This window comes from Streptosporangium sp. NPDC020072, assembly GCF_040631445.1.
Taxonomy (GTDB): Bacteria; Actinomycetota; Actinomycetes; order Streptosporangiales; family Streptosporangiaceae; genus Streptosporangium.
Genome location: NZ_JBEYAB010000016.1, coordinates 50,332 through 66,474, shown reverse-complemented (window position 1 = coordinate 66,474; position 16,143 = coordinate 50,332). Strand labels below are relative to the sequence as shown.

The following is a 16,143-nucleotide window of genomic DNA, read 5'->3' as shown; positions in this document are numbered from 1 at the left end:
ACCGTTGGCCCCGCCGTTCACCGGGCCGCCCCGTCGGAGCCGGAGACCCAGGTCCCGGCCAGTTTCTGCACGGCGGAGCCGTCCGGGTCGGCGAGTTTGTGCGACAGGTAGGCGGTGACCCAGTCGCTGGTGGGGATGCGGAACGGCGGCGCCTCGGCGGTCAGCGCACGCACCACGACCTCGGCCACCTCCCAGCGGGACTGGCCCGCCCCCTCCCACCCCTGGCCGGTCACCCAGGCCAGGTAGTCGGAGAAGGTCTCCGCGTACGGTCCCGAGGCGGCGCGGACGGTCTCCCTGTTGACGCCGGGGAAGATCCCGAACCGGGTGCCGGGCACGAAGCCGGGCACGACCACGCCGACGCGGACCCCGTGCCGGGCGGCGACCGGGGCCAGGCTCTCCATGAAGCCCTCGACGGCCGCCTTGGCCGCCGCGTAGGCCTCGTTGAAGGGTTGTCCGACGACGCCGTGCACGCTGCCGACGGTCAGCAGGCGGCCCCGGCTGGCGCGCAGCAGCGGCATCGCGACCCGGCTGACGGCGACGACGCCGAAGAAGTTCACCTCCAGGTTGGCCCGCAGGGCCTCCAGGGTGGACATCTCCATGGTGGGGTCGAAGTTGGAGATCCCGGCGTTGTTGACCAGGGCGTCGAGGCGTCCGTGGGTCAGCCGTACCTCCCGCAGGCAGGTGTCGACGGAGCCGGCGTCGGTGACGTCGAGGCGCCGCACGTCCAGGGTGACCCCGGCCTGGCCGGCCGCCTCGCGCAACTCGTCCGCCCGGCCCGGGTCGCGCATCGTGGCGACCACGGTGAACCCGGCCCGCGCCGCGCTCACCGCGGTCGCCAGGCCGATGCCCGAGGAGGTTCCCGTGACCAGCAGGACTCCGCGCCGGGGCGTCACGACGCGCTCCCGGACAGCTGAGGCTCCTCCTGCTGTTCGGCGGCGGCCCGGTCGAGCAGCGCCTGGACGCCGGAGGCGGGCACGAAGGAGAGCGCGGCCAGCAGCGTGCCGCCGACCATGACGGCCTTGGCGGCGTTGAGCACGCCCAGGTCGCCGGTGAGCAGGGTGACCGCCAGTCCGCCCACGAGCGCGGCCAGCGGGATGACCCCCCACGTCGCGGTGCGGAAGGCCGCGTGTGTGACGCCCTGGTTGTCGGCCGTCATCCGCGACTGGCGGATCGGGGCGCTGCAGACGTTGATGCACGACATGAAGAAGCCGTAGCAGCCGAACGTCACCCCGATGACGGGCGCGGCGGGCAGCGCGGGTGCGGCGAGGATGCCCAGGCCGACCAGGCAGTGCAGCAGGAGCGCCCAGGCCAGCGTACGGCCGAGGCCGAGCCGGGCGCCGATCCTGGGCGCGACGAGCGCGCCGAGGACCGCGCCCACCGCCGCGGCCGACATCGCCGCCCCGAACACGCCGACCGGGACGCCGAGGCCCTGGTAGGCCAGCACCGGCAGCACCGTGACGAAGATGGGGCCGCCCGAGTTCAGCGTCACCGCGGCGATCACCACCCGGCGCAGCACCGGGTCGGTCCAGTTGAGCCGGAATCCCAGGACCAGCCGTGACCAGATGGAGCCGTGCTGGACGGTTCCCGCCCCCCAGGGCCGCATGGTGCGGAAGCAGGCGGCCGAGACCAGGTAGCTGGCGGCGTCCACGAGCAACGCGGCCACCCCGAGCGCGTGGTACAGGCCGGCGGCGATCGACGGGCCCGCGACCTCGGAGACGGTCCTGCTGCCCTCAAGCCGGGAGTAGGCCCTGACCAGCTTGTCCTCGGGGACGGTGGTGGGCACCGCGACGAGGTAGCCGACGTTGAAGAAGATCGTCGCCCCGCTGACCAGCGCCACGCAGACGAACAGCACCGGGGTGGACAGCACGCCGAGCCAGTAGGTGACGGGCATGGCCGCCACGGCGGCCAGCCGTACGAGGTCACAGGCGACCAGGGTCCTGCGCCGGTCCCAGCGGTCGACGAGCACGCCCGCGACCGGCCCGAGCAGAGGGATGCCGAGGTACTGCGCCATGGCGACCACGCCGACCTCGAACGGCGAGGCGTGCAACGCGAAGATCATCAGGGTGGGCACGACGAACACCGTGATGCGGTCACCGACGAGGCTGATCGTCTGGCCGCCCCAGAACAGGTTGAACTCCCGGCCGAGGGAGGTCCTCGGCCTCACGGCTCCTCCCGCACCACGAAGGAGGCGGTCTTGCCGGTGCGTTCGTTGCCGACCAGCGCGTCGGCGACCGTGACCCGGAAGGACCCCGGGTCGTGCTGGAAGGCGGTGCTGATGGTGAAGGTCGAGGACATGAGGTCCTCGCGCAGCCGTACGGCCAGGCCCTCGGGAGCGTTCGGGGCGGTGAGCAGCAGCACCTCGACGGAGGAGACCCGGCCCCGCCGCTCGTTGACCAGGATCTGCGCCCGCAGGACGCCGGGCTCCCGTTCCGCCCGCGCGACGATGTCGTCCACATGGAGCCCGAGTCCGCGCACCTGCACCACCGAGTCACGGCGGCCCAGGATGCGCAGCGCCCGGTCGGGCCTGCCGCACTCGCACGTCGTGAACCGTCCGGCGTCGCCGGTCCGGTAGCGAAGCACCGGGTTGAGCATGTCCGGGTTGAGGGTGGTGAAGTCCAGCAGCTCGTCCTGGTCCACGTGGACGAGCTGTTCGGGCAGCAGGTGGAAGACGTCCGCCGGGCAGTCGGGGGTGTTGGTGCCCGCGACCCAGGTCTCGGTGCTGCCGAACATGCCCCAGCGGCGCGCGTCCGGCGCGACCTCGGCGAGGTCCTCGTCGAGCTGCGGGTGCCAGGCCTCGCCGAGCCAGAGCACCTTGCGCAGCGCGGGCAGGCGGATTCCGGCCTGCCTGGCGTGCGCGAACCACAGCCGCAGCACGCTCGGGGTGCCGCCGAACGCGCTCACGCCCCTGGCGGCGAAGAACGACAGCCAGTCGCCGTACTCCGGCGCGGAGACCGAGCCGAGCGCGATGACCTCGCAGCCGGACAGGTCGGCGAAGGCGGCGGCCAGGAAGTGGGCGCCCCACATCCGGCCCGCGCCCCAGCCGTTGACGAAGACGTCGTCGCGCCCGAGCGGTCGCCACTGCTCGTGGACGCCGCGCATGTAGAACCCGGTCGGAGCGTGGCCGACCTTGGGCTCTCCGGTGCTGCCGCCGCTCTGGAAGAGCCAGGTCGCGCCGTGCTCCGCCCGGGGCCTCAGGTGCGCCAGGGCCACGTTGAGGTCGTCCTTGACCAGCGGGGGCAGCGCGGCGAGGTCGTCGAGGGTGAGCACCTTGCCGTGGCCGGCGTAGCGCGGCGCCAGCGCGGGCACGTCCCTGAGCCGTTCCAGGGAGCGCCGTGCGACGTCGAGGCGGGGCTCGGCGGCCTCCGGCGGCAGGGAGAACGATTCGGTCATGTCGTCACCGGCTTTCGTGGGTCGTCGAGGAGCCCCGCGTCATCCAGCGGGCGTGGGCGTCCCGGTAGGCCGTCCAGCGCGCCCGGGTGACGTCCCGCTGCACCGCCCGGCCCGGGTCGCCGAAGTCGGGGGCGATCACCCCGTCGGGTTCGAGCTCGGAGAACCAGAACCGTTCGCCGTCGTGGAGGAAGTCGACGCAGAAGAACGGGATGGGCAGTTTGCGGTGGAAGTAGGCCGTCGCCTCCGCCAGTTCGGGCGGGACGGGCGCGAACTCCATCGCGCCGCCCCGGCTGGCGTTGGCGACCGGCGACCCGGCCTCCGGGGTCCGCTTCAGCACCGCGTACGGCCTGCCGTCCACGACGTAGACCCGGTAGTCGACCGTGCCGTCGCCGAGGTAGGGCTGGAGCACGAGGGTGGTGTCGCCGCCCTGCGCCAGGCTGGCCAGGCCTCTGACGTCCTCGGAGCCGCGGGCCAGGTTGACCCCGCCGCCGCCGCACCACCCGGCGGGCTTGACGATGGCCGGGTAGGTGAGGCCGTCCAGCGCCACCTCGTACAGGTGTTTGCCCACGTCCCGTCCGCTGCCGACGCGGATCGTGGGGATCGGCGGGATGGGGGAGTCGTGCAGGTGCAGGACGGTGGCGAGCTTGTCGTTGGCGATCGGGGACAGCCACGGCGGGAACGGCAGGTAGAAACCGGCCTGTTCGAGCACGGCGTACAGGCCGTACTGGTTGAACACGTCCATGTCCTGGTAGGGCAGCGAGTACAGCGCGGTGATGAAGAGCGTGTCCTGCGGGGTGACGAGCTCGTCGTCCACGTAGACACGCGGCTTGCCGGGTTCGAGGCCGTCCACGGTCACCGCCTCGGGGGCGTGCCTGGTCCAGGTCAGGCCGAGCTCCTCGGCCACCTCGGCGTACATGTCCCAGAAGTAGTGGCGCCACATGGCGCCGGTCCTGGACGACTCCCGGTCGGGGAAGATCCAGCACATACGACGCAGTGTGCTCTCGGGGGGCAGGGTCATCGTCGTCCCTCTCCTCGGGTCCACCAGAGGCGGCCCGGCTCGGGCAAGGTGTCGATCGGGTCGTAGAAGGGGAAGCGGTCTCCCGGGGCGGAGGGTCCGTCCCGGCCGGGGCCGACCCCGTGGTTGCCGGTCCAGTGGGAGACGCCGCGTTCCCGGTCGTACTCGGCGACCTGGTGCACCCAGCGTTTGCCGACGTAGGGCACGTCGCACACGATCCGTGGCGTCGCGTAGCCGGGCAGGTAGCCCATGAGGGACTCCTGGAGCCGCTGCGCGTGGTGCAGCGGCGTCCGCCAGTGCTCGGCGTTGGGGATCATGTCGCAGAGGTAGAAGTAGTACGGCAGGATGCCCGCCTCGCCCTGCAGGGCGAAGCACAGATCGAGCAGGTCGGCCTGGGTGGCGTTCACCCCGCGCAGCAGCACGCCCTGGTTGCGCACGTCCCGCACACCCGCGTCGAGCAGGGCGCGGGCCGCCTCGGCCACCAGCGGTGTCACCGAGCGCACGTGGTTGGCGTGGGTGTGCACGGCCAGGTTCACCCCGCGGGCGCGGGCGACGGCGGACACCCGGCCGACTCCCTCGACCACGTCCGGCCGCAGCCAGTGCTGTGGCAGGCCGACCAGCGCCTTGGTCGCCAGCCGGATGTCCCGTACGGACTCCAGTTCGAGCAGCCGCAGCAGGAACGCCTCAAGCCGGGGCCAGGGCACGTTGGCCACGTCACCGCCGGAGACCACCACGTCCCGCACGCCTGGGGTGCGCTTGAGGTAGTCCAGCATCAGCTCCTGCCGGTCGACCGGCCTGAGGGCGAGGCCGGCCTTGACGACCTGCGGGGTCGAGGTGCCGACCAGGTCCATCCGGGTGCAGTGCCCGCAGTACTGCGGGCAGGTGGACAGCAGCTCGGCCAGCACCTTGGTCGGGTAGCGGTGGGTCAGGCCCTCCACGGCCCACATCTCCGCCTCGTGCAGTGAGTCGCGCCGCGCGAGCGGGTGGCTCGGCCACTCGGGGTGGCGGTCGGAGCAGACCGGCAGCATGTAGCGGCGGACCGGGTCGGCCAGGAACGCCTCGGTGAAGGAGGCGGGGCCGGTCACGGCGTCCGGCGCCATCACGTTGAGCAGCTGCGGGGTGAGCAGCGTCGGCATGGTCGCGAACCGTTGCGCGTCGGCGGCCAGGTCGGCGTAGAAGGACTCCTGGAGCAGGTCGCCGACGACCGCGCGCAGCTGCGCGGCGTTCTTCACGCAGTGGGCGCGCTGCCACTGGGCGTCGCGCCACAGGTCGTCGCCGACGCCGCGCCAGCCGGGCAGCCGCCGCCAGTCGGGTTCCACGAGGGGCCGCCGCGTGTAGACGTACGGCCGGGAGGCCTCGCCGTTCATGCGGAGGATCACCCGGCCAGCAGCGTCGCGTGCCGGGTGCGCAGTTCGCGCTTGAGCACCTTGCCGGTCGGGCCGAGCGGTACGTCCGCCTCGTCCCGTGCGACGACCACCGCGGCGAGTGTGGCCAGGCCCGCCTCCGCGAGGGCCTTGTTGGCGCGTTCCCGCACCTCGTCGGCGGTGACGTCGCCTGCCTCCGCCTGGAGGACGACCACGGCGATCGGGCGCTGTCCCTCGCCGGGCCGTCCCGGCACGCCGATGACCGAGCAGTCCTGGACGAGGTCGGCGCAGTCGGCGATGAGGACCTCCTCGACCGGCAGGCTGTAGACGGGGCCGTCCACGGTGTCGATGACGTCCATGGTCCGGTCGAGGTGGTAGAAGTTGCCCTCGCCGTCCCTGCGGGCCACGTCCCCGGTCAGCCAGTAGCCGTTGAGCTCGAAGCTTCCGGTCAGCTTCGGGTCGTTCCAGTAGCCGGGGGTCCTGGAGGGGGTGATGACCGCCAGCAGGCCGACGGTGCCGTCGGGCACCTCCTCACCGTCCTCGTCCAGCACCGCCGCGCGGGTCACGGCCTCCTGCGCCTTGCCGACGCAGCGGTCGTTCCTCGGCGTCTCCGGCGTGGTGACCTGGCCGAACAGCGCCATCCCCATCTCCGAGGAGCCGAGGCCGTCGACGAACTGGGAGCCGGGCAGCGGCCCGTCGGAGGCGGCCCCGCCGGGCAGCAGCCACGGCTTGATCAGGCCCGCGGGCCGTTCGCCGAGCCGTACCAGGCGCCTGATGTGCCCGTGGTGCGCGCTGTCGCCGGTGTTGAACCAGGAGTGCACCTTGGCGGCGCCCTTGACGGGCAGGTCGCCGGTGGCCAGTTCGACGAACGTCCTGGGGAAGGAGGCCAGCATCGTCGGCTGGAAGGCCTCCATGACCGGTTCGACGGCCACGCGCCGCCAGTCCGACATGACGACGGTCGGCAGCCCGAGCAGCACCGCGGTGAGGAAGTAGCTCAGCCCGCCCGCGTGGGTGTGCGGCATGAGCGACATCAGCCTGTCGTACGGCTCGGCGGGGAAACGCACCATCCTCGGCTGTTTGCCGTCCCAGAACTGCAGGTGGCCCAGGATCGTCGACTTGGGGACGCCGGTGGTGCCGGAGGAGTGGATCAGCCCGACGACGTCGTCGGGGGCGTGCCGGTAGGGCTCGCCGTCAGGCGTGCCGGAGCCCGCGTCGTGGGCCCGCACCTCGGAGGAGGGCGCGACGAACCGGGGCCGCTCCCGCGGGTTGTTCCGGTAGGCGGCCTGCAGCCGGGTCGTGTCGTCGGCGACGACGCCGACGGCCCCCACGTGAGCGAGGTAGCCGGCCATGATGTCGGGCCGCATGGCGTCGTTGACCATCGCCGGGACGGCGCCGAGGGAGGTGAGCGCCAGGAAGTGGATGAGGGGTTGGAGCCCCTCGCCGACCACGACGCCGACCGGCTCGCCGGGCCGTACGCCGTTGGCCCGGTACCACCCGGCGTAGCGGTCCCGCAGCGCCGCCAGGTCGGTCAGGCTGTGGCCGCGTAACACGACCCGGCCGAGGTGGTCGTCGTGGTGGCTGTAGACGAAGGGGACGTCCCGGTTGGGGTTGGCGGCCAGGGCGTGGTCCAGGAAGTTGCCCGCGCCGAGTCCCGGCTCGGTCATCAGCCTCCGCCGGACCTCCAGGGGGGCGATCGAGGTGGTCTCAGACATGCTCGTCTCTCCTGTCGTAAGTCGTGATCACTTCTGCGGCGACGCGGTGACCCGACCGGATGGCACCCTCCATCAGGCCGAAGAACTCCGTGCTCGTCTCGGTGCCGGCCCAGTGCACCCGTCCGTGCGGGGTGACCAGGTGCGGGCCGAGCCGTGTCCAGTCCCCGGGCCCGAACAGGGCCGCGTAGCACCCCCGGCTGTAGTCCTCGTTGACCCAGTCGGTCACGTGGAAGCCGGTCGGCTCCGGCAGCCCGGGGAACAGCCGCGCGGCCTGCTCGAACGCCCGCGCGCGTTGCTCGCCGGGGGACAGCCGGGCGAAGTCGTGCGCCTGCCTGCCGGTCACGAAACCGGTCAGCACGCCGATCGCGCCGTCGGGCGGCGAGTCGTCGACCGTGGACAGCAGCGGCCCGCGCGCGTTGACCGACCAGCCGGACAGGCCCCGTTCGCGCCAGGCCGGGCTCGGATAGACCAGGTGCACCTTGACCGCGCAGCCGGGCGCCGTACGCCCGCCGGAGCGGGGGACCGGCAGCGCGGGGTGGTGGTCGACGGCGTCGGCGAGCGACGGCGGCACCGCGACCACCACGGCGCGGGCCCGCAGCGAACCGGCCGTGGTCGTCACCGTCACGCCCTCGTCGTCCTGGTGGACGGCGCGCACCGGCTCGCCGAGCCGTACCCGGTCGCCGAGCCGTCCGGCCAGCAGTTCGCACAGCCGGTGCGCGCCGCCGGCGACGCGGTCCTCCTGCGCGCCGCCGGCGAAGGCGTTGAGATAGCGGACCCCGCCGCCCGAGCGCAGGTAGAACCCCATGTGCAGGACCGAGACGTCCCGGGGGTCGGCGGCCATCATCTCCCCGAGGAACAGCGGGAAGAACAGCCGCGCGTCGGGGTGGCGCAGGTGCTCACGCGCCCACTCGTCCGCGGTCGTCGCGTCCAGCCGTACGGCGTCCGCCGACAGCCAGGGCGCGTCGGCGCGCACCGCGCGGGTCAGCTCGTCCAGCGCGTCGAACAGCTCGCCGAGCGCGACCGCCGACAACGGAGGGAACCGTCCGGGCCTGGTACGGCCGTCGCCGTCGTCGCCGAGCGCGAAGCGGCTGTCGCCGGTCATGGCGGTCGGCGTGGTCCGCAGGCCCACCTGCGCCATCAGGGCGGTCAGCGCGGTGTGCCGTTCCCCCAGGTAGGCGGCGCCCGCGTCGATCCAGCTGCCGGGGGCGGCCTCGATGCCGTGGACACGGCCGCCGACCCGTTCGCGTGCCTCGACGACGGTGACCTCGACGCCCCGCGCGGCCAGGTCGGTCGCGGCGGTGAGCCCGGCCAGGCCCGCCCCGACCACGACGACGCTCATGCCATGCTCGCGATCTTCTTGGCCAGGGCGTCCGGCGTCGGGGCGGTCATGAAGTCGTCGAAGTCCAGCTCGACCCCCCAGGACCGGGCGACCGCGCTCAGCACACGGGTGGCGAGTAGCGAGTCTCCACCCATGACGAAAAAGTCAGAATCGGCCCTTACATCGTCATTTTCCAGCACACGCCGGAATATGTCGGAGATGGCGTCTACGTTCATGGAATGCATTGCTCCTTCAATTGGCTGAGGACGCGTATCGCCGGTGCGAACCCGCTCGATCGACCTTTCCGCTGGCCGTATAGGCGAGTTCGGGAACGACGGTGATCCGGCTGGGCACCAGATGACCGGGCACCCGGTCGCGCAGATAGTCCAGGACGTCTCCGGCGAGCGTCGGGGCGTCGGCGGGCGAGCGGGGCACGACGTAGGCGGCGAGCGTCGTGTGGTCGGCGACGGTCGCGCCCGCGACCGCCACCGCGCCCACCCTCGGGTGGCCGGAGATCTGGGCCTCCACCTCGCCCGGATCGACCCGGACACCACGGACCTTGAGCTCGTGGTCGAGCCGTCCCTCGTGGACGAGCGTCCCGTCTTCGGTCCGGCTCACCCGGTCGCCGGTGTGGAAGCAGCGCTCGGGGCCCTCGCCCAGGTCCGCCTCGGCGAACCGTTCCGCGGTCGCCTCGGGCAGGTCGCGGTAGCCGAGCGCCAGCGAGGGGCCGCCGACGAGCAGTTCGCCGTCCCCGGTGACGTGCTGGCGGACATGGGGCAGGGGGCGCCCGATCGGGACCCGTTCCCCCGCCGTCCACGGCCGGTCCCTGCGGGGGGCGAGCGGGCCGTGCAGGTCGACGGCGTGGGTGATGAGCGTGGTCTCCGTGCATCCGTAGGTGTTGACCAGCCGGATCCCGTCGGTGCCGAGCGCGCACCAGTCGGCGAGCCGTACGGGGCTGACGGCCTCCCCGCCGATGACGACCGTCCGCACGCAGGCCGGCAGCACGGCCCCCTCCTCGGTCAGGTGGCGCACCAGCTCGTGCCAGAACGCCGAGGGGAGGTCGAGCAGGGTGATCCGCTCGGTCTCGATCATCCGTAGCAGCCGGGGGAAGGAGCCCGAGTGGGCCCGCTCGTCGAAGACCAGCGCCGCCCCCGTGGTGAGCGCGGGCAGGATCTCCTCCAGGCAGGTGTCCCAGTTCGGCGACGCGAACTGCAGCACCCGGTCCTCGGGGGTCAGCCCGAACAGGGTCCGCAGCTCACCGGTCACGGTGGAGACGGCCCCGCGCGGGGTCACCACGGGCTTCGGCGCCCCCGTTGAGCCGGAGGTGAACAGGACGTACGCCGGGTCGTCGGCGTCTGCGGTGTCCCCCGTCCCGGGCACGGCCCCCGGTAGGGCCTCCCCCGGTACGGCCTCACCGGGGGAGGGAAGGGCGAGCGCGCGCACTCCCGGCGGTGCGGGCGCGTCCGGGTCGGGGGTGAGCAGCAGGCGGCACCCGCTCGCCGCCAGCAGCGCCCGCCGCCTGGGCTCCGGGTGCGCCGGGTCGACGGGGCAGTACGTGCCGCCCGCGGCCAGGACGCCGAGCAGGGCGGCCACGGTCGCCGCCGAGTGCGAGGCGACCACCCCGACCGTCCCGGGGCGGGGGCCGAGCCGCCCGGCCGTCGCGCGGACCCACGCGGCGAACTCGGCGTAGGTGAGGGGGTGACCGTTGTCCGCCGTCGCGAGCCGTTCCGGATACCGTTCGGCCGCGTCCGCGAACGCCCTTATCACGTCGGGATGCGAATAAGGCACTCTTGCCTCTTTCTGAGTTAACACGCCAAATGGTGTTTTGCAGTGAATTCGGGGGATCGCGTTCATGCTGTCGAGGAGCGCTGGATGTGGACTTGATGCGGCCTGGATTTCGGCTGGACTACATCTCGTGTTTCTCGCATGGCTGCCTGTGACAACGATGTGACAGACGGAGAGCGAAATGTCAGAAAGGTGCCTGGGGCACGTTCTGAAAATCGGGCTGCTCGGAGCGGTCCAGGCGCGTTGCGAATGCCGGGAGGTCCCCCTCGGCCCGCCTCGGCAGCGAGCGGTGCTGGCCCTGCTCGCACTGGAGGCGGGCCGTACGGTCCCGATGGAACGGCTGATCAGAGGTTTATGGGGGGAGCGGGCACCGGCGGGGGCGAGGGGCCTGGTCCAGGGATACGTCTCGCGGCTGCGGCCGGCCCTCGCCGGGATGGGCGTCACGATCGCCTACGCGCCGCAGGGCTACCTCCTCGAACTCGCGGCCGAACAGGTGGACGTCCACGAGTTCCGGATTTCGGTCACCAGGGCACGCTCTCTCGACACCGACGAGGCGCAGGCCGTCGCCCTGCGGCGCGCCATCGCGTTGTGGCGGGGGGAACCCCTGACCGGAGTCTCCGGAGGTGAGCTGCTCGACGGGCTGCGCGAGACCCTCACCGAGGAACGGCTGGCCGCCACCGAGGAGTGCCTGAACGCCGAGGCGCGCGCGGGCCACGCCACGGTGCTGATCCCCGAACTGATCGCGCTCGTGGCCGAGCACCCCTTCAGGGAGGGACTGGTCGGCCTGCTCATGCTGGCCCTGTGCCGGGCGGGCCGCAGGGCCGACGCCTTGGAGCGATACGAACGCACCCGGCGCCGTCTCGTCGAGGAACTCGGCCTCGACCCCGGCCCTGAGCTGCGGCAACTGCACCAGACAATCCTGCGCGGCACCGTACGCGGGACCGGGACCGTTCTTCTGCCGTCCGCCGAGGCGGACGCGGTCCCCGCCCAGCTGCCCGCGGAACCCGGCCAGTTCACCGGCCGCGCCGCCGAACTGACCCTGCTGGACTCGGTCGTGACCGGTGACGACACGGTGGCGATCTCGCTGGTGACCGGCACGAGCGGCGTCGGCAAGACCGCCCTGGCCGTCCACTGGGCGCACCGGACCCGCTCCCGCTTCCCCGACGGGCAGCTCTACGTCGACCTGCACGGTCACTCACCGCGACGGCCGCTGCGCCCGATCGAGGTTCTCGGACGGTTCCTGCGCGCGCTGGGCGTTCCCGCCGAGCGCGTGCCCGGCACCGTGGAGGAGGCGGGCGCGGTCTACCGCAGCCTGCTCGCCGACCGCAGGGTGCTGGTCGTGCTGGACAACGCGGGCAGTGTGGAGCAGGTCCGTCCCCTCCTGCCCGGCGGCAGGCGCTGCGCCACGGTGGTCACCAGCAGGGAACATCTGGCGGGCCTCGTCGCCAGGGACGGCGCGGTCCCGGTCCCGCTCGGCGTGCTCGCCTCGGACGAGGCGGTCACCCTGTTCGGCAAACTCCCGGGCGGCGAACGGTTGTCGGCGGAACCCGAGGCGGCCGGGGAACTGGCCAGGGCCTGCGGTTACCTGCCGCTGGCGCTGCGCGTCGCCGCGGCCGACGTCGCGGGCGGGCCCGTGGGGGAGACGGCGGGCCGGGCCCGCAGGCTCGCCGGCGCCAGGCTTTCCGTGCCCGCCGCCGGGGAGGCGCGTGAGATCGCGCGCGGCGCGCTCGACAGCTCCTACCGCCACCTCGACCCGCCCGCCCGGCGTCTGTTCCGGCTGCTCGGCATGGTCCCGGGGCCCGTCTTCACCGCCGAGGCGGCCGCCGCGCTCGCGGGCACGCCCCCGGGCGAGGCCGACCGCCTGCTGTACGGCCTCGCCGCCGCGGGGCTCGTCGAGGAGACCGAACCGGGCCGCTACGCCCTCCACGACCTGGTCCGCGAGTACGCCCTCGAACGCGCCTGGGCCGAGGACCCAGAACCCGAGCGCGCCCGAGCCCTGGACGCCCTGCTGGCCTGGTACCTGCGCGCCGTCCGTGAGGCGGGCGAGGAGGCCTGCCTCGCGGAGGCCGCCACCGTACCGGCGCACATGACCGCCGTCCTCTGAGCGGGCGTTTGCTCTCGTGGGCTCTGTCCGGTTCGTGTTCGGGTGCCGCGCCAGGCCGGGGGTGTTCGACGGCGAGGCGGCGGGACACGGACCGAGGCGAGGAGCGGGCGCCCGAAGCCGACAGATCCGGATCGGCTCGCGTTCCTCACCGACGGGTGACCCCGGCGGTCACGGACAGCCAGGCGAGCGCGGCCAGCGCCAGCGCCGTCGCGACGGCGAACGTCGTCCCCGTCCCGGCCGGCATCGTCAGCCCGCCGACCGCCGTGCCCGTGCTGATGCCGAGATAGATCGCCGATGAGTTCAGCGCCACCAGCAGCGGCGCCTGAGCCGTCGCGGCCTCGATCAGCCGGTACTGCTGCGGCGGGGTCTGGCACCAGCTCGCCGCGCCCCACGTGACGGCCAGCAGGGCGACCGCGGCGGGCGCCCGCACGCCCGTCACGGCCAGCAGCGTGAAGGCGGCCATGGTCACGGCCATCAGCGTGTAGCCGGTGGCCAGCGTCCTGACCGGGCCGATCCGGTCGGCGGCGAAACCGGCGGCCAGGTTCCCCGCGACGGCGCCGAGGCCGTAGGCGGACAGTGCCCACACGGCGCCGGAGCCGGTGACGCCCAGGGCGCCCAGCGCCGGGACGGCGAAGGCGTAGGCGGTGTAGGCGGCGGCCATGCCCAGGGCCGTCAGCGGCAGCACCACGGCGACCCCGGGCCGGCGCAGCGCCGCCAGCCTGGTCCGCAGCGGCACCGGGACGCCTCCGGGAAGGGGCGGCGTCAACGCGCCCGCGGCCAGCGCGGTCACCAGGCACAACGCCGCCACCAGGCCCAGGGCGGCCCGCCAGCCCATCACCGCGCCGATCGCGCCGCCGAGCGGCACGCCCAGCGCGGTCGCCACCGTCAGGCCGCCGACGACCACGGCCAGCGCCCTGGCCCGCAGCTCGGGACGGACCAACGCCGCCGAGACCGCCCCGGCGGTCGGGGTGTAGGCCGCCGCGCCGACCGCCGCGAGCACCCGGGTGACCAGCAGCGACGGCAGATCCGGCGCCAGCGCGGAGCCCGCGTTCGCCACCGCCAGCAGCACCAGCGCCGCCACCAGCAGCGCCCGGCGCGGCAGCCGCGCGGTCACGGTCGCGACCACCGGCGCCGAGAGCGCGTAGGCCGCGGCGAACACCGTCACCGCCTGCCCCGCGCCCGCCGTCGAGGAGCGCAGCGAGGCGGCGACGTCCGGCAGGAACCCGGCCAGGACGAACGCGTCCGTGCCCACCGCGAACGTTCCCAGAGCCAGCACCCACGTCCGGCCCAGGCCGCCGAGGGCGGCCGGTCGCGATATCGAGACACTTGACATCCCGATTTACCTTTCAATGAGGCCCGGCCGACCGGCCGGGCGCGATGGATCTCCTCGTGCCGGAGGACCGGGGTCAGGAAAGGGTCTGGCAGAACCGGCGCACCCGCGCCGGGGCCGCCGCGGGACTCACCGCGATGAGATCCGCCAGGGTCTGCGCGGCCAGTTCCCGCCGCCACGCGAGCTCCGCCCTGCGCATCGCCTGCGCGACCCCGCACGGACGGGCGAACTCGGAGCCCGCGGCCTCGGCTCCGGCGCCGCGCTGCCGGATCTCGGTGCAGCGGAACGCGTCCTGCCGTCCCTCGATCGCGGCCACCACGTCCATGAGGCTGATCTCCTCAGGCGTCCGCGCCAGCGAGTAGCCGCCGCGCGGCCCCGGCGAGGAGGACAGGATTCCCGCACGCACCAGTGGCTGGAGACGCTTCTTCAGGTACTCGGGCGGCAGCTCGAACACCTCGGCCAGCCGTCCCGTCGACACCGGCGCCTGATCTCCCAGCCACGCCAGGGCCAGACAGCAGTGCAGACCCCACTCGACGCCCTCACCCATCAACATAACCGGGATATTACACATCCCGGTTATTCCGTCGACGTCGGCCACCGGCTCGCTCGTGTGCACACGCTGCTGATCTACGCTAAGGTTCACGGTGTCCGAAGGACAACCGGGACGTAGCGCAGCTTGGTAGCGCACTTGACTGGGGGTCAAGGGGTCGCAGGTTCAAATCCTGTCGTCCCGACCAGGTTTTCGCTGGTCAGCGAGGGTGTCTCTCACATGAGAGGCACCTTTTTCGCGTTCTGAGGCACCAACTGAGGCACCGGCGTCCCACAAGAAGGCCGTACTCCCGCGCGCGCAGGGCGCGGCTCCCTGAGAGGGGTGCCGAAGAACGGACTCCTCGTCGCGCGGCGGGTCACGCACATCCCTGCCGTCCTCGTCGGCTTCGAACCAGGGCCGCCCCTGCTTGAGCGCCACGGGCGCCCCGCCGCGCCGGGTGCCCTCGGCGCGGCGTCGAGATTCGGGATGTCCGGTGAATCGGTTCTCTGTGGGTTTCGGCGAACCGTTGGTCGTCGCTGTGGGTGGCAGGCCTCTCGCCTGAGGAGACCGACGGGGCAGATCCACGGCGGGCCGCCAAGCGCTGCGAGACCCGCGAACGACTCGGAGATCGGGAGGACGACGTCCGCCTCAGCCGGCCAGCCTGGCGACCAGGCGGACGAGGGTGTCCCGGGCGGTCTCCGTGCCCTCCGCCATGATCATGCGGGCGAGCTGCGGGGTGGCGTACCACCATCCGGCCAGGGCGACCACGGCGTAGAGCAGTTCCCTGGCCGCGAGGTCCGGGTTCAGGGTGCCCGCCTTCTGGGCGGCGGTCAGCGTGGCCAGCTTCGCGGCGTAGTGGGCACCGCGCCGCTCCTCGGCCGCGATGGGCCCGTCGCCGCGGTGCAGGCCCTCCCAGTGCAGCAGGCGGATGAGCTGTGGATGCTCACGGTGGTAGTCGTAGACGCGCCCGGCGTACTCCGGCAGGTCGCCGGCCAGGTGCTCGTCCAGTGGCACGGCCTCGGCCAGCCGTTCCAGTGCCGAGGTCAGCACGGCGGCGAACAGCTGCTCCTTGTTGCCGAAGTACTGGTAGATGCGTTCCTTGTTGACGCCCGCGGCGGCGGCGACCCGATCCAGCCGGGCGGCCTCGGGGCCGTGCTGGGCGAACTCCTGTACGGCCGCGTCCAGCAGGAGCTGCCGCGTCCTCTCCGTGTTCCACGCCATGGTGGCCAGCATAGCCGAAATTCCAACTGGACAGTTGGAGTCTGTCGTGACAATATCCAACCAGCGAGTTGGAAATGTGTAGCGAAAGGCACCGACATGTCCGCTGTCCCCTCCGTGCACCACCGCGCCGTGATCACCTGGCTGTCGGTCTACGTGATGATCATGCTGGTCCAGGTCGTGATCGGGCCCGTCCTCGCGCCGCTGCCGCTGCCGTTGCGCACCCTGGCGCTCACCGCGATCGTGGTCCCCGCCGTGGTGTACGCCCTCGTCCCCAGCCTCCTGCGCGTCCACGCCCACCTTCGCCGGAGCCGCCGCCTGACCACCTCGGACGACGCCTAGACCGGGCGATCCGGTCCCACCGGCATAGATCGGCGC

14 protein-coding genes and 1 tRNA gene are annotated in these 16,143 nt (G+C 72.9%); 3 read left to right on the top strand and 12 right to left on the bottom strand.

Going from position 1 to position 16,143, the window contains the following annotated elements; all coding sequences use genetic code 11:
• Positions 1-17: 17 nt before the first annotated feature.
• The 9 genes from ABZ470_RS33355 to ABZ470_RS33315 are packed head-to-tail and all read right to left on the bottom strand — an operon-like array spanning position 18 to position 10,587.
• Positions 18-893 (bottom strand): SDR family NAD(P)-dependent oxidoreductase, encoded by an 876-nt coding sequence (locus ABZ470_RS33355; protein ID WP_352009120.1) that lies wholly within the window; start codon positions 891-893, stop codon positions 18-20.
• Positions 890-2,164, bottom strand: coding sequence for an MFS transporter (locus ABZ470_RS33350; RefSeq protein WP_352009121.1), 1,275 nt, complete (start codon positions 2,162-2,164; stop codon positions 890-892). Before ABZ470_RS33350 ends, ABZ470_RS33355 begins: the two co-directional genes overlap by 4 nt.
• Positions 2,161-3,390: an AMP-binding protein gene (locus tag ABZ470_RS33345; RefSeq protein WP_362916423.1), complete on the bottom strand. Its 1,230-nt coding sequence runs from the start codon at positions 3,388-3,390 to the stop codon at positions 2,161-2,163. The genes ABZ470_RS33350 and ABZ470_RS33345 overlap by 4 nt, the downstream gene beginning before the upstream one ends.
• 4 nt (positions 3,391-3,394) lie before the next feature.
• The gene (locus ABZ470_RS33340; RefSeq protein ID WP_362916421.1) at positions 3,395-4,408 is read right to left on the bottom strand and encodes a hypothetical protein; all 1,014 of its coding nucleotides are present in this window, start codon (positions 4,406-4,408) and stop codon (positions 3,395-3,397) included.
• The gene (locus ABZ470_RS33335) at positions 4,405-5,772 is read right to left on the bottom strand and encodes a lysine 2,3-aminomutase (protein ID WP_362916419.1); all 1,368 of its coding nucleotides are present in this window, start codon (positions 5,770-5,772) and stop codon (positions 4,405-4,407) included. Before ABZ470_RS33335 ends, ABZ470_RS33340 begins: the two co-directional genes overlap by 4 nt.
• Before the next feature lie 8 nt (positions 5,773-5,780).
• On the bottom strand, positions 5,781-7,481 hold the full coding sequence (locus tag ABZ470_RS33330) for a class I adenylate-forming enzyme family protein (protein WP_362916417.1): 1,701 nt from the start codon (positions 7,479-7,481) through the stop codon (positions 5,781-5,783).
• Positions 7,474-8,820 carry an FAD-dependent oxidoreductase gene (locus ABZ470_RS33325; protein WP_362916415.1) on the bottom strand — a complete coding sequence of 449 codons (1,347 nt, stop codon included), beginning with the start codon at positions 8,818-8,820 and terminating at the stop codon, positions 7,474-7,476. Before ABZ470_RS33325 ends, ABZ470_RS33330 begins: the two co-directional genes overlap by 8 nt.
• On the bottom strand, positions 8,817-9,035 hold the full coding sequence (locus ABZ470_RS33320; RefSeq protein WP_362916413.1) for a phosphopantetheine-binding protein: 219 nt from the start codon (positions 9,033-9,035) through the stop codon (positions 8,817-8,819). The genes ABZ470_RS33325 and ABZ470_RS33320 overlap by 4 nt, the downstream gene beginning before the upstream one ends.
• A 16-nt stretch (positions 9,036-9,051) precedes the next feature.
• Positions 9,052-10,587 (bottom strand): amino acid adenylation domain-containing protein, encoded by a 1,536-nt coding sequence (locus ABZ470_RS33315; RefSeq protein ID WP_362916411.1) that lies wholly within the window; start codon positions 10,585-10,587, stop codon positions 9,052-9,054.
• A gap of 178 nt (positions 10,588-10,765) precedes the next feature.
• Here ABZ470_RS33315 and ABZ470_RS33310 point away from each other — a divergent pair, with 178 nt between their 5' ends.
• A complete protein-coding gene (locus ABZ470_RS33310) occupies positions 10,766-12,688 on the top strand; it encodes an AfsR/SARP family transcriptional regulator (RefSeq protein WP_362916409.1) in 1,923 nt (640 codons plus the stop codon).
• 145 nt (positions 12,689-12,833) lie between these two features.
• Here the strand turns inward: ABZ470_RS33310 and ABZ470_RS33305 are convergent, their stop codons facing one another.
• On the bottom strand, positions 12,834-14,021 hold the full coding sequence (locus ABZ470_RS33305; RefSeq protein WP_362916407.1) for an MFS transporter: 1,188 nt from the start codon (positions 14,019-14,021) through the stop codon (positions 12,834-12,836).
• 73 nt (positions 14,022-14,094) lie between these two features.
• The gene (locus tag ABZ470_RS33300; protein ID WP_362771639.1) at positions 14,095-14,571 is read right to left on the bottom strand and encodes an Rrf2 family transcriptional regulator; all 477 of its coding nucleotides are present in this window, start codon (positions 14,569-14,571) and stop codon (positions 14,095-14,097) included.
• 107 nt (positions 14,572-14,678) lie between these two features.
• On the opposite strand from ABZ470_RS33300, the gene ABZ470_RS33295 reads away from it, so the two are divergent.
• A tRNA-Pro gene (locus ABZ470_RS33295) sits at positions 14,679-14,755 on the top strand.
• 440 nt (positions 14,756-15,195) lie between these two features.
• On the opposite strand, the gene ABZ470_RS33290 is transcribed toward ABZ470_RS33295, so the two are convergent.
• Positions 15,196-15,768, bottom strand: coding sequence for a TetR family transcriptional regulator (locus tag ABZ470_RS33290; RefSeq protein ID WP_362916405.1), 573 nt, complete (start codon positions 15,766-15,768; stop codon positions 15,196-15,198).
• Between the two features lie 96 nt (positions 15,769-15,864).
• Here ABZ470_RS33290 and ABZ470_RS33285 point away from each other — a divergent pair, with 96 nt between their 5' ends.
• A complete protein-coding gene (locus ABZ470_RS33285; RefSeq protein WP_362916403.1) occupies positions 15,865-16,107 on the top strand; it encodes a hypothetical protein in 243 nt (80 codons plus the stop codon).
• Positions 16,108-16,143 lie beyond the last annotated feature (36 nt).

What these genes read in the sequence shown, in the direction of transcription:
- ABZ470_RS33345 (WP_362916423.1), bottom strand. Translation starts at nt 3,390, where the DNA reads ATGACCGAATCGTTCTCCCTGCCGCCGGAGGCCGCCGAGCCCCGCCTC.
- ABZ470_RS33340 (WP_362916421.1), bottom strand. Translation starts at nt 4,408, where the DNA reads ATGACCCTGCCCCCCGAGAGCACACTGCGTCGTATGTGCTGGATCTTC.
- ABZ470_RS33335 (WP_362916419.1), bottom strand. Translation starts at nt 5,772, where the DNA reads ATGAACGGCGAGGCCTCCCGGCCGTACGTCTACACGCGGCGGCCCCTC.
- ABZ470_RS33330 (WP_362916417.1), bottom strand. Translation starts at nt 7,481, where the DNA reads ATGTCTGAGACCACCTCGATCGCCCCCCTGGAGGTCCGGCGGAGGCTG.
- ABZ470_RS33325 (WP_362916415.1), bottom strand. Translation starts at nt 8,820, where the DNA reads ATGAGCGTCGTCGTGGTCGGGGCGGGCCTGGCCGGGCTCACCGCCGCG.
- ABZ470_RS33320 (WP_362916413.1), bottom strand. Translation starts at nt 9,035, where the DNA reads ATGAACGTAGACGCCATCTCCGACATATTCCGGCGTGTGCTGGAAAAT.
- ABZ470_RS33310 (WP_362916409.1), top strand. Translation starts at nt 10,766, where the DNA reads ATGTCAGAAAGGTGCCTGGGGCACGTTCTGAAAATCGGGCTGCTCGGA.
- ABZ470_RS33305 (WP_362916407.1), bottom strand. Translation starts at nt 14,021, where the DNA reads ATGTCAAGTGTCTCGATATCGCGACCGGCCGCCCTCGGCGGCCTGGGC.
- ABZ470_RS33300 (WP_362771639.1), bottom strand. Translation starts at nt 14,571, where the DNA reads ATGTTGATGGGTGAGGGCGTCGAGTGGGGTCTGCACTGCTGTCTGGCC.
- ABZ470_RS33290 (WP_362916405.1), bottom strand. Translation starts at nt 15,768, where the DNA reads ATGGCGTGGAACACGGAGAGGACGCGGCAGCTCCTGCTGGACGCGGCC.
- ABZ470_RS33285 (WP_362916403.1), top strand. Translation starts at nt 15,865, where the DNA reads ATGTCCGCTGTCCCCTCCGTGCACCACCGCGCCGTGATCACCTGGCTG.